Here is a 12,336-nt window from a genome sequence, read left to right on the forward strand (position 1 = left end):
ACGGAGGCCAAATATTCACCGCAGTAACGGTTATTCCAAAATAGAACGAAAAGTTCAACCACACACGATCAAATAACCAGATTAAGGACGGGAGGAACGATGAAGGATACACAAATACCGGAGAGTGAACAATCCAAAGAGCTATTTGCCTATTTCGGGCTGGCTGTGTACTATTGCCAGGCACTGGAGCAGCAATTAACGAATCTGCTGCTGCTGACGAAGCTGTCGCGGGGTAAGACGCCAACCGATGCCGAAATCGCAGAGTTGTATCAACGCAAGCTTAGCAATTCACTCGGCCAGCTCATCAAAGAAATCCAGCATCACTTCCCCTTCTCTGAGGAAGAGACCAGTCAATTGCAGGCCGTATGGAAGGAACGCAATCATATCGTCCATGATTACTTCAAGGAACGGATTCAAGAGACCTTCACCCCGGCCGGCCGGGCCCATATGATCCGTGAACTGAAGCGCTTCAAGAACAAGGCAAGCCGGCTGGAGATTAAGCTGCAGGGCTATTGTACAGAGATGTACAGCAAGCTGGGTCTTGAGGAAGAGCATATCCAATGACGTGTCCAATGAAATATAGCTACACCTACGAGAAGACTCCCCTTATCGCAGCATGACTGCGCCAGAGGGAGTCTTTTTTGGTAGTGCGAGCTGAGCTCAGGGGATGACCGGATGTATGCGGAAAATTGAATACATTGGGGTAGGTTGTGCGTATGCCGGATGAATGCAGAAAACTGAATACAATGTGCTGGAGAGACGTCATGTGGGCTGACGGAGAGCTGCGAGGGGCACTAGTGCCCCTGAATTCAGCGGATACGAGCCAAAGGCCCGAATGAGGAGCATTAGTGCCCCTGAATTCAGCGGATGCGAGTTAAACGCTCAAATGAAGAGCACTAGTGCCCCTGAATTTAGCGGATACGAGCCAAAAGTCCAAATGAGGAGCACTAGTGCCCCTGAATTCAGCGGATACGAGCCAAAAGTCCAAATGAGGAGCACTAGTGCCCCTGAATTCGCTGATTGCTCCAGAAGCGGGTGGATGTGAGTAATGTGTGAGAGGTGGTTCACACAAGCTGTGTAGACCGCATAAGTCCATATATCCTCCACCCGCTGGGGTATCAGATGATTGAATTAATTTGTCTTTACAGGCGTAGCTGTAGCAGACAGTGCCTCCTCCAGCTCCTGCAGTCCGCAGGAGTGAACGACATCCGGCGCGAAGCGGATCGCGGTGGCTCCGGTCGAGCGTTGCAACGAGGAGAAGGCTCCGGTGAGCGCGGGGAGCATGGTGCGTTCAAGCGCCTCCCCGTCCTCCCACCACCAGCGGACGATGGTCAGCACGCCGGTCTTCTTGTTCATCACCGGCTCCAGCCGGCCGATGAAGCGGTCGCCGTAGAGGAGGGGGAGGACATAGTAGCCGTATTCCCGTTCAAGCACTGGCTTATAGACCTCCCAGCGGTATTGAAAGCCAAATAGCTGTAGGATCAGCTCTCTGTCCCACAGCAGATTGTCCAGAGGAGCCAGTGCCGCTGCGAAGGATGACGCTCCCTCAGCATGACCGGCCCCGCCTTTATTACCAGCCTGAGACCCTGCTGCGGACTCATCTGCACCCGTAGTATCATCTTCAAGCAATACGGCTTCAAGCTCAGGGACGTCTGCTGTGCGGATGTATAGCGGGAGCTTTAGTCCATCCACCTGTACCTCGCGGAGCAGGTCCTTCTCCAGCAGCCGCTGCACAGATGCTGTCCGCTCCTTACTCTTCAGGCCTGCAATGCCGAGCCAGCCGTCCCCGGACCGGTTCCATTGCAGGCCGATACTGCCAATCCGGCGCAGCACATACCAATCGTGATGCTGCTCCAGCGTCTCGTTAGGATCGCTTGCGCTAAGCAGTTCAGGAGGAAGCAGCTTGGCAGTGAAGTCGTAATAACGGCGGGTGTGCACCCGGTGATGGATGGATAGCTCGCCCCAGAAGTACATGCTCTCCATAGCAGCCCGGGAGAGTCTTGCCGGAGCCCAGGACCAGTCGATCTTCTCTTTGCTCGCAAAGTCCAGTGAAGAGAGCGGTCCGCGTGCATCCAGCTCCGCGCGGACATGAGTAATCATGGCCGCCATAGCCTCGTTATGCTGATGCCTGGCGGCAGCTTCCCGGCGCCGCTGGAAATACGGCCAATCCTCTGTACAGTAAATCGACATGTTCTTATCCCAGCCGTCAATCAGCAGTCTGTCCTTATATAGCAGCTCATTGGCCATCTCGGGCACGAAGCCGGGGATTCTCGCCTGAAGTACCAGCTCGTGGTTATGTCCGGCTATGCTGAGCGGATCATACTGAATACAGCCTACATGCCGGACGAAGTCATAGATGCTCTGCTTACCGCCGGGCAATCCATCCGGGACAAGCCGCTGATGGCGCAGCAGGAACAGCCGGGCTTGCCGCTTGCTAAGACTGTAGGTTATCATCATCTTCACCTCATCCATAATATGTATTGCTCCATTATACAGAACAAACGTTCTGATATCAAGTGAAAGACACCCCCTGATGCCTTCCTTCGTCAGGGGGTGTTCTTAATGCAATGTAACGGTATATGCGATTGCCTGCCATTAGGCTAAATTGCTGTACTCGAGCCCCTGGCTTAAGCAGCCGGCCTAGATCTGTTCCAGCGATGGCCGGAGTCCGGCGGCAGAAGCAGAGTCCCCGGACTCCGGAGCCGGCTCGCCCGGGCCGTTCCCGGCACCTGCACCCAGCTGAAGCTGATACATGCGGAAGTATCTGCCGCCCTGTGCCATCAGCTCATCATGGCTGCCGCGTTCGACGATCTGGCCCCGGTGCAGTACCAGAATCTGGTCCGCACTGCGGATGGTGGACAGCCGGTGGGCGATGATGAAGGTGGTCCGCCCTTTTTTCAGCACCTCCAATGCTTGCTGGATAATGCTCTCGGTCTCGGTATCGATGTTGGACGTGGCTTCATCCAGAATCAGGATCGCCGGATCGAAGGATAACGCTCTGGCGAAGGAGATCAGCTGCCGCTGTCCGGCGGACAGGGTGCTGCCCTTCTCAATGACAGGTTCATCGAAGCCTTGCGGCAGATGGGCCAGCAGTTTATCGGCCCCTACCTCGCGCAAGGCGCGTTCGACACGCTCTCTTGAGATCCGTTCGTCACCCAGACTGACATTGGAGGCAATGGTACCGGTGAAGAGGTAGGGGTCCTGAAGCACGATGCCCATATGACTGCGCAGCCATTGCTTCGGCAGATCCTTGACCTTTTGCCCATCGATCGTTATGCTTCCTTGCTGCGGATCATAGAAGCGGAACAGCAGGTTGATGATGGAGCTTTTGCCGGAGCCGGTATGGCCGACAAGGGCGACAGTCTCACCAGGGCGCGCCTCGAAGGAGATATCGCGCAGGACGAAGTCCTTTTTATAAGCAAAGGAGACATCCTTGAATACGACATTTCCCTTGTATCGCGGCATCGATCCGTCAGTGACCGGCTCTCCCGGCTCATCCATCAGCGTGAATACGCGGCCGGCGGAGACCATTGAGCTGTCCAGATTCGCCAGCTGGTTGACCATGCCCGTAATCGGCTGGAACATCCGGCCCAGAACATCGACGAACGCATAGAGAACGCCAAGCGATACGAAGGTTGAACCGTCCAGGCTGCCGAAGCCGAAATACCACAGTACCAGCACGAAGGAGAGGCTGCGCAGCGAGTTCACCAGGTTGTGGGAGGTGAAGGCGTTCAGGTTGAGCATTTTGTTCTGATATTTCAGATAGTCGTCATTGAGCTGCTCGAATTCAGCACTACTCTGCTTCTGGCGGCGGAAAATCCGGATGATCGACATCCCTTGAATCGATTCATTGATAATGGCATTAATCTCACTAAGCCGCGAGCGGATGATCGTGTTGTATTTGGTAGCGATTTTGCGGTACAGCACGATCCAAAGAATAATAATCGGTACAACGAACAAACTGACCAGTCCCAGCTTCACATCCAGCAGGAAGAGGGCTACATAGACACCGGTGATATTGATGATCCCTGTAGCGAAGTTGGATAACACGGCAATGAAGAGATCCTTGACCGCTTCTGTATCATTGGTTACCCGGGAGACTACCTTTCCGGCAGGCAGGTTATCGAAGAAATAGACCGGCAGGCGCTGGATATGGGCATAGACATCGGTCCGCAGCTTGCGGATGACCTGATTGGCAGACGATTGCAGCCAGTAGGTTTTGCCGAACTCAGCAATAATAGAGATCACAAGGAACATGGCGTATAGAGCGACCAGTTGATAGATTCCCGGAAGCTCCGGCTTGTAGAAGGAGAACAGATCACCAGCCGACAGCTTGACGGCCGGATAGACCGTGGTCTGCTCGCCATATTTGATCTGGAGCTTACCGTCCGTGAAGCTGCGCTCGCCTTCGGCCTTTGGTACAGCTTCATTGATGAAGTAGAAGCTTCTGCCTGCCTGAAGCAGACGGACTTCCTGGCCCTTGGCTTCACCTGCGGCAAAACGGTCACCGCGTTTGTAATAAGTGTTGTTATATTCCGCAGCATCCTCCGGCGAGGCTGTCTGGAAGTAGGGCTTCTCAATCGCAAGCAGATGATTGTCAATCATGCTCTTGGCGATAAAAGGCCCTGCCAGCTCAGCCGCTACTCCGATCGTAAGGAGCAGAAGGGCGGCGATGAAGGTCTTTTTGGCGGTCAGTGCATATTGCAGCAGACGTTTGCCTGTACTCTGTGTCAACGGTGACACCTCCTGTATGGGGTTATTCATTCGTCAGATTATTCTCAACCTGCTGGCGGTCGAACTGCTCACGGTACCAGCCGCCGAGTTCCAGCAGCTCCTGGTGTGTACCTTGTTCTGTAATATGCCCGTCTTCGAGGACAACGATCAGATCGGCATGCTCAATCGCCGAGAGGCGGTGGGTGGAGATCAGCGTCGTTTTGCCGCTGCGCTCCTCGCGGATGTTCTCGATAATCTTCGCTTCTGTCCGCGCGTCCACGGCAGACAGAGCATCATCCAGAATCAGAATGTCAGGATTCGCGATGAAGGCCCGGGAGATGGAGACCCGCTGCTTCTGTCCGCCGGAGAGGGAGACGCCGCGCTCGCCAACCATCGTATCCAGCCCGTCAGACAACGTGCCGAGGTCATTCTGGAAGGCTGCGGCGGTAATCGCCTGCATGATCCGTTCATCGCTGGCCCCGGAATGTCCGAACTGGATGTTCTCGCGCACGGACTTGGAGAAGAGGATCTGTTCCTGCGGCACGTAGCCCATCCAGCTGTGAAGCTGGTCGAGAGCAATCTGGGTGATCGGCACACCGGAGATCAGAATCTCACCTGTGCCAGCCGGATATTCATGCAGCAGCTGCTTCAGCAGCGTCGATTTGCCGCTGCCGGTCCGTCCGACCACGCCAAGCGTCTGGCCCTGGGAGAGAGACAAGCTGACTCCGCTGAGATTGTCGATGGTAGAGGTCGGATAGCGGAAGGTTACATCCTTCAACTCGATGGTAGTCGGCTGGGCTACCGGAACCGGATGAGGCACATCCTTGACATCAGGCTTCGCATTCAGCGTCTCGTCGATCCGCTCCAATGAAGCGCCGCCGCGCTGCATGATATTAATCAGCTCGCCGATGGCGAACATCGGCCACACAATCATCCCGAGATACATATTGAATGATACCAGATCGCCAAGCGTAATCTGATTGCGGAATACGAGATAGATTCCGTAGGTCAGAGCGATGATATAACTAAGGCCCACGAACAAGCGGATCGTCGGCTCGAAGAAGGCATCGACCCGGGCGACCGCCATATTTTTGCGGTATACATCATCTGTAATGTCAGAGAAGCACTTCTCATCATGCCGCTCCTGCACATAAGCACGGATGACGCGGATGCCCGATACGGATTCCAGTACCTGGTCGTTCATGTCACCGAAGGCATCCTGCGCCAGACTGTAACGGTCGTGGATCGCTTTGCCGTAGAACACCATGGCTACCGCAATCATCGGAAGCGGGATGACGGCAGCCAGTGTCAGCTTCCAGCTGACCAGGAACCCCATAGCGAACAGGACAACCGTGAGATACACAGTGGAGTCGACAAGGGTGAGCATCCCGAAGCCCACGGTGGCGGATACCGCGCGGATATCATTGGTGGCGCGGGCCATCAGATCCCCGGTGCGGTTACGCTCGAAGAAGGCGGGGGTCATCGTCATGAGATGATTCATGAAGCGTGAGCGGAGCAGACGCTCCACCAGATTCGATCCCCCGAACAGCTTATGCATCCATATGTAGGTGATCCAGTAAATGATCAGCAGCATAAGTACGATTAGGCCAATGTATTTCATGAGTGAACCTGCAGTGATGGCACCGGTGACGATTTCGTCAATGGCGTTGCCGAGCAGGCGTGGAGGCAGGAGTTCTAACACACCTACCACAATAAGAAGGATGAGGCCTATAGTATAGCGCCTTTTTTCCCGGCGGAAGAACCAGCCGAGATTTCGGAGTACGGAGAACAAGGTGAATCCCTTCCTTTCGTGCTTGGAGTAATTACTAAGTTAGCTTGGTTAACGGAACATTCATGGACACTTTGCAGCGGATTATAACCTCACAGCACGCGAAAAAGCGTACCATCCGAAAACGGATGATACGCCTGTAATTGCGGTTATCATGTCCACGGTGCTATAAGCAGCACAGAGACATGTGAGAGATAAGTTAAGCCTGTTCTCATACGTTACGCGTAATACGCATGAACCTCAGGAATTCTCCACTGCTCGGGCTGCTTCGGTATTCAGTTGGGTATAGTTTTCTACAATAGTGGCGAGGTATACCATATCCATGTTAAACACCGAGATCACCCTTTCTTCATTTTGGTAATTACTTGAAGACGTTTCGTTATGTTCCGAGTTTATCATCACACTTTAAGAATTGTCAAACTTAATTTTGCGGGGCGGCAGGATATCTGACTGCATTGCTGCAATGATTTGGTGAATTGAAGTTTTTTGGGTATGATTGGGGTAGAGGGGAGGAGTGGAGAGATGAACATATTCATTAGTCCGGAAGCAGCCGCCTGGTTCAAAAGAGAACTGAGCCTCCAGGAGGGGGCATATATCCGGTTGTTTCCCCGGTACAGCTCAGGCGGGGGCCTGCACCCAGGCTTCTCGCTGGGCATTGCCACCGAGCAGCCTGGACGTCCTGCTGTGAAGTTCATGGAGGGCGGCTTGACCTTCTACATGGAAGAGCAGGATCTGTGGTATATGGAGGGGTACAATCTGTCGATTGTCTATTCGCAAGCTGAGGATGACATCGAATATAAGTATGAGCCTGTGCCGGTGGCATAAGGGAGTGCTGGAGCGAATGGCAGATCCCGGCACTGCCGGGGATGCGGAACAAGCCCTTGCCGTCCGGCAAGGGCTTGTTCCAAAATATAAGAATTTATAGGTTTCACACGATAACTTATCCTTCTATTTCTCGCTGAAGCGGTACCGTCCTTTAAAAGGACGGCCAAGCCGTTTCCACTTGTACGCATCAGGAAAGGGAAACCGCCCGCTGTTCAGGTGACGCGATCAGTGTGAGCTGCGGAAGGTTTCTTCCTCCATGGCGAATTCGAAATCATCAATATCATACACCTGGACGGGAACCCCGCCTTCAATGATGCGCTGGATCAGCTCGAACTGGTCGGTCAGAATCGGCACCTTCTCACGCTGGGAAGCCAGCAGCAGCTCTGTCTCAATCGGATCGAAAGCTTCGCCGTAGGAGGCATTGTCCATGCTGTTGATGATGGTAATCTGCGCGTGTCCGCCGAGGAGGATGCCGGAGCTTTTGGCCCAGGGGATATTCAGGCAGCGGTTAATCTTCTTGGCATTTAGCGGCTCCTCGAAATAGTTGATCAGCTCACGGATTCTGAGTCTGACATGCTTGTCGTCATCCGCCTGGCTCATCACCGGCTCATCGCTGTCCCGCAGCTCGTACAGCTCCATAATTGTGGTATAAGGGACTATATATTCTACAGGGCTCCGCGGAATGAGAAGCTGGCCGTAAATCGCCATCATGACGGCTTCCGTCACAAATTGTCTGGGCATCATTATCCTCCTGAATTTCGGTACTGCAACCGTAACTGTTTAAAAATAATAAAACACTGCAGCGCGCAAATGTCAACTGTACCCTGATGAAGAATGAATTGGAAAGGACCTGACACGCCGTGAAATCTTGGAAATCTTATTATACCTTTGTTCGGCCGTATATGAAATGGATTGTGCTCACTCTGATCATCGGGATGGTCAAATTCAGCATTCCGCTGACGCTGCCGATGATTCTGAAATATGTGGTCGATGAGCTGCTGGGTAATCCCGCACTGACGATAGCGGAGCGGGTCTCGAAGCTGATGACGGTGATAGGCGGGGGCCTTGTTCTATTCGTGATTGTCCGCGGGCCGGTGGAGTATTACCGCCAGTATTTCGCCCAGCTGATTACGAGCAAGGTGTTATTCGATATGCGCAACAAGCTCTACGGGCATCTGCAGCGGCTGTCGCTGCGTTATTACCAGAATACGAAGGTAGGCGAGGCTATCTCCCGGTTCATTAACGATGTGGAGCAGTCGAAGAACCTGGTTGAGGTCGGAATGATGAATGTCTGGCTGGATATGTTCACCCTGCTCTTCGCCCTGGGCTTCATGCTCTATCTGAATCCGGTGCTGACGCTGGTGGCGATTGCGATTCTGCCGCTGTATGGCATTGCCGTCAATACGCTGTACAAACGCCTAAAGGTATTGACCAAAGACCGGTCGCAGGCTCTTGCCGTCATACAGGGCTATCTGCATGAACGAATTCAAGGGATTGCGGTCATCCGCAGCTTCACGATGGAGCGGGTAGACCAGCAGCAATTCGAGGAGATCAACGGCAAGTTTCTGCAAAAAGCGCTGGCGCAAACGCGTTGGAATGCCTTTACCTTCGCGATTATCAACACCCTGACCGATATTGCTCCGCTGCTTGTCATCGGATACGGGGGATACCAGGTCATCCAGGGCAATTTGACCCTCGGAACCTTCGTGGCCTTCTTCGGCTATCTGGACCGGATGTATGCGCCGCTGCGCCGGCTGATTAATTCCTCGACGGTGCTGACCCAGGCATCGGCCTCGCTGGAGCGTGTGCTGGAGCTGCTGAATGAGCCGTATGATATTGTTGATGCTCCGGGCGCGAAGCCGCTGCTGAAGCCAGCCGGGAAGATCGAATTCAGCAAGGTGTGGTTCAAGTACAGCGACGAGCATGAGTGGGTGCTGCGGGACATTAATCTGAGCATTGCTCCAGGCCAGACGGTGGCTTTTGTCGGGATGAGCGGTGGCGGCAAATCCTCGCTGATCAGCCTGATACCGCGCTTCTACGACATCAGCGAAGGCAGTTTGCGCATGGATGGCCACGATATCCGCGGACTGACGCAGGAGAGTCTGCGGCGGACGGTGGGCATGGTGCTGCAGGATAATTTCCTGTTCAGCGGCTCGGTACGCGACAACATCCGGTTCGGCAACCCGGAAGCGGGGGAAGAGGAGGTCATGAAGGCGGCGGTGTCTGCGAATGCCCACGACTTCATCATGCAGCTGCCGGAAGGCTATGATACCGAGGTGGGGGAGCGGGGTGTGAAGCTGTCCGGCGGACAGAAGCAGCGCGTGGCGATTGCACGGGTATTCCTGAAAGACCCCAAGGTGCTGATTCTGGACGAAGCGACCTCCGCGCTGGATTTGGAATCTGAGCACCTGATTCAGCAGGCATTGCAATCCTTGGCATCTGAGCGGACGACGCTGATTGTGGCCCACAGGCTGTCCACGATTACCCATGCCGACCAGATTATCGTGCTGGAGAACGGGGAAATCACCGAACGCGGCACCCATGAAGAGCTCATGGGACTTGCGGGGAGTTACGCCCGGTTGTTCAACGTTCAACGGCTGGATGCTTAATACGGCAAATATTATTCTTATTCAAAACAAACAGGCTGCAGTTCCACCCGCGCAGGTGGACTTGCAGCCTGTTTCGTCTTGCTTGGTCTTGAGGTGTATCTAGATTTACATCCGTCCGATCAGCAGCGACAGGATGCCGGCAGCGATAAGCGGGCCGACCGGAACGCCTTTGAACAGCGCCACGCCAAGGACAGTTCCGATGAGAAGCCCGGCGACGATGGTCGGCTGGCTGCCCATGAGCACAGCTCCGCGTCCGCCCAGGTAAGCGACCAGGACACCAACTCCGATGGCGGCCAGGGATTTCCAGTGGAGGAATGACTGTCCGACGGTCTGGAGGGAGATCTTCCCGCTGGCGAGTGGTGTCATAACCCCGATGGTCAGGATGATGATGCCGACGGTCAGCCCGTATTTCTCCAGCCAGGGAAAAGCCTGCTGAAGTCCGAGCACACGGATCAGCAGCAGCACAACCATGGCGATGGTAATCGGCGAGTTGCTGCTGATGACACCGAGCGCTGCCAGACCCAGCAGCAATAACGAGGTTATATCCATAGCTTGGATACACTCCTTCTCTTAAGTAAGCCTTGTGCTCACAATATGATCGGCAATCAGCTTACCGTGCCCGCGTCCGCTCTCGATGAATACCTCGTTGGCATTCCGTCCGGAAGCGATAACCCCGGCGACATAGATGCCCGGTATATTACTCACCATTGTCGCGGGGTTAAAGGCTGGTTTATCCATAGAGTCATCCATCTGCACCCCGGCAGAGGTGAGCAGGGCTCTGCTGGGACGGAAGCCGGTCATCGCCAGCACGAAGTCATTATCCAGCTCGGTAGGTTCCCCGTTCACGGAGGAGGTTACCCGAACCGAGGCCGGGGTGATCTCCGTGACGCGCGATTCCAGATGCAGGGTTATGCTCCCCTTTTGCACCATACTCTCGAAGATCGGACGCACCCAAGGCTTGATATTGTCCGAAATACTGCTTCCCCGGTAGACCATATCCACCTTGGCGCCTACCCGCAGCAGCTCCAGCGCAGCGTCCACCGCTGAATTACTGCCCCCGATTACAGCCACCTTCATGCCGGAATAAGGATGTGCTTCGCCAAAATAATGCGTGACCTTCGGCAGCTCCTCCCCGGGAATCCCGATCAGGTTAGGCTGGTCGAAGTAACCGGTAGAGATGACTACATTTGCTGCTCTGCGCTGCTGCTCCTCACCGCGCTTGTTGACCGTATGTACAACGAAGCTGCCATCCTCCTGCGGCAGAACGGACAGCGCTTCTTCATAAGCGGCAATCTCAAGCTGATGCTGCGCGGCAGCGCGGCGGTAGTAGACAAGCGCCTCATGGCGGTAGGGCTTGTCGTTCGGAGAGGTGAAGGGCACATCTCCAATCTCGAGCAGCGGGGTGGTGCTGAAGAACTGCATGTTGGTCGGATACAGGTAGATGGAATGGACAATGAAGTTCTTTTCCACAATCAGGCTGGAGAGCCCTTGGCGCTGGCATTCGATGGCTGCAGACAGTCCGCAGGGACCGGCGCCGATAATAATCACGTCTAGCATAATATCTATGTCCTCCTAAGGTAGTATTCTATTCAGTAAATGGTACCTTATATTTTTGTTTTTTGCCATGGCCGGTGAATTCCGCAAATTGGGGATTGATCCAAGGTCATGATGGGTATATAATTAGATATATATCTAAATTTAAGATGTCAGGTCACACAGACTGCATTACGAACATCACTAGGAGCGTGGTCCCGCTTGCAATTAGAGAAAATTGTCGCCTATCACAAAGCCTTATCCGATCCGACCCGGCTTCGTATACTGCTGCTCCTCTCCCGGGGCGAGGTTCACGGTCATGCCTTGGCCGAGAAGCTGAATCTCTCGCAGCCTACCGTGACCCACCATGCCGCCAAGCTGCGCGAAGCCGCGCTGATTCAGGAGCGCAGAGACAAGAATACCGTATATTTTAAGCTGAATCCCGAGTTTATCCAGTCAGGCTCCGAGGCTTCGCTGAAATTTATTTTTGCAAAGGGGGTGGAGGAGATGGAGGAAGAGTCGCCTGAACACAGTCTGAAGGAGTCGGTGCTCCGTAATTTTTTTGCCAAAGACGGACGCCTGCGCCAGATTCCCGCACAATACAAGAAGAAATTAATCGCGCTGCAATATATGGTGGAGAAGCTCGAACCCGGCACAGTCTATTCGGAGAAAGAGATCAACGAGTTCATTAAGCCGTTCCATGATGATTATGCCACAATCCGCCGCGAGTTCATTATGCACCAGTTCATGTACCGGGAGAATGATAAGTACGAGCTCAACCCGCCCGAACTCTGGACTCACTGGGAAAATGTCAAATAATGATCTAATAAATGGGGATTTTTTATGACAAGTGCGAAACTGCTGATT

The 12,336-nt window shown here is 54.0% G+C and carries 10 protein-coding genes; 4 read left to right on the top strand and 6 right to left on the bottom strand.

The window, feature by feature from the left end; genetic code table 11:
- Positions 1-99 precede the first annotated feature (99 nt).
- Positions 100-564: a hypothetical protein gene (locus tag NST04_RS18045; RefSeq protein WP_339310040.1), complete on the top strand. Its 465-nt coding sequence runs from the start codon at positions 100-102 to the stop codon at positions 562-564.
- A 567-nt stretch (positions 565-1,131) separates the two neighbouring features.
- Here NST04_RS18045 and NST04_RS18050 read toward each other — a convergent pair.
- The 3 genes from NST04_RS18050 to NST04_RS18060 all read right to left on the bottom strand — a co-directional run bounded on the left by NST04_RS18050 (position 1,132) and on the right by NST04_RS18060 (position 6,505).
- The gene (locus NST04_RS18050) at positions 1,132-2,472 is read right to left on the bottom strand and encodes a winged helix DNA-binding domain-containing protein (protein WP_341185474.1); all 1,341 of its coding nucleotides are present in this window, start codon (positions 2,470-2,472) and stop codon (positions 1,132-1,134) included.
- Between the two features lie 168 nt (positions 2,473-2,640).
- A complete protein-coding gene (locus tag NST04_RS18055; RefSeq protein ID WP_341185475.1) occupies positions 2,641-4,734 on the bottom strand; it encodes an ABC transporter ATP-binding protein in 2,094 nt (697 codons plus the stop codon).
- A gap of 22 nt (positions 4,735-4,756) precedes the next feature.
- Positions 4,757-6,505, bottom strand: a complete 1,749-nt coding sequence (locus NST04_RS18060) for an ABC transporter ATP-binding protein (RefSeq protein WP_341185476.1) — start codon at positions 6,503-6,505, stop codon at positions 4,757-4,759.
- 519 nt (positions 6,506-7,024) lie between these two features.
- On the opposite strand from NST04_RS18060, the gene NST04_RS18065 reads away from it, so the two are divergent.
- Positions 7,025-7,327 carry a HesB/YadR/YfhF family protein gene (locus tag NST04_RS18065; RefSeq protein WP_341185477.1) on the top strand — a complete coding sequence of 101 codons (303 nt, stop codon included), beginning with the start codon at positions 7,025-7,027 and terminating at the stop codon, positions 7,325-7,327.
- 225 nt (positions 7,328-7,552) lie between these two features.
- Here NST04_RS18065 and NST04_RS18070 read toward each other — a convergent pair whose 3' ends face one another.
- Positions 7,553-8,068 (bottom strand): ADP-heptose synthase, encoded by a 516-nt coding sequence (locus tag NST04_RS18070; RefSeq protein WP_341185478.1) that lies wholly within the window; start codon positions 8,066-8,068, stop codon positions 7,553-7,555.
- Positions 8,069-8,187: 119 nt separating this feature from the next.
- Here NST04_RS18070 and NST04_RS18075 point away from each other — a divergent pair, with 119 nt between their 5' ends.
- Positions 8,188-9,936 (top strand): ABC transporter ATP-binding protein, encoded by a 1,749-nt coding sequence (locus NST04_RS18075; RefSeq protein ID WP_341185479.1) that lies wholly within the window; start codon positions 8,188-8,190, stop codon positions 9,934-9,936.
- Positions 9,937-10,041: 105 nt separating this feature from the next.
- On the opposite strand, the gene NST04_RS18080 is transcribed toward NST04_RS18075, so the two are convergent.
- Entirely contained in the window at positions 10,042-10,485 is a 444-nt protein-coding gene (locus NST04_RS18080) for a DUF441 domain-containing protein (protein ID WP_340753298.1), read from the bottom strand.
- A 21-nt stretch (positions 10,486-10,506) separates the two neighbouring features.
- Positions 10,507-11,493 (bottom strand): YpdA family putative bacillithiol disulfide reductase, encoded by a 987-nt coding sequence (locus tag NST04_RS18085; protein ID WP_341185480.1) that lies wholly within the window; start codon positions 11,491-11,493, stop codon positions 10,507-10,509.
- A 198-nt stretch (positions 11,494-11,691) separates the two neighbouring features.
- Between NST04_RS18085 and NST04_RS18090 the strand changes: the two genes are divergently transcribed.
- Positions 11,692-12,288 (top strand): DUF2087 domain-containing protein, encoded by a 597-nt coding sequence (locus NST04_RS18090; protein ID WP_341185481.1) that lies wholly within the window; start codon positions 11,692-11,694, stop codon positions 12,286-12,288.
- The last annotated feature ends 48 nt before the right edge of the window (positions 12,289-12,336 follow it).

Origin of the sequence: Paenibacillus sp. FSL H7-0756, from assembly GCF_038006765.1 — a bacterium.
Lineage (GTDB): Bacteria > Bacillota > Bacilli > Paenibacillales > Paenibacillaceae > Paenibacillus_AQ.

What these genes read in the sequence shown, in the direction of transcription:
- NST04_RS18045 (WP_339310040.1), top strand. Translation starts at nt 100, where the DNA reads ATGAAGGATACACAAATACCGGAGAGTGAACAATCCAAAGAGCTATTT.
- NST04_RS18050 (WP_341185474.1), bottom strand. Translation starts at nt 2,472, where the DNA reads ATGGATGAGGTGAAGATGATGATAACCTACAGTCTTAGCAAGCGGCAA.
- NST04_RS18065 (WP_341185477.1), top strand. Translation starts at nt 7,025, where the DNA reads ATGAACATATTCATTAGTCCGGAAGCAGCCGCCTGGTTCAAAAGAGAA.
- NST04_RS18070 (WP_341185478.1), bottom strand. Translation starts at nt 8,068, where the DNA reads ATGCCCAGACAATTTGTGACGGAAGCCGTCATGATGGCGATTTACGGC.
- NST04_RS18080 (WP_340753298.1), bottom strand. Translation starts at nt 10,485, where the DNA reads ATGGATATAACCTCGTTATTGCTGCTGGGTCTGGCAGCGCTCGGTGTC.
- NST04_RS18085 (WP_341185480.1), bottom strand. Translation starts at nt 11,493, where the DNA reads ATGCTAGACGTGATTATTATCGGCGCCGGTCCCTGCGGACTGTCTGCA.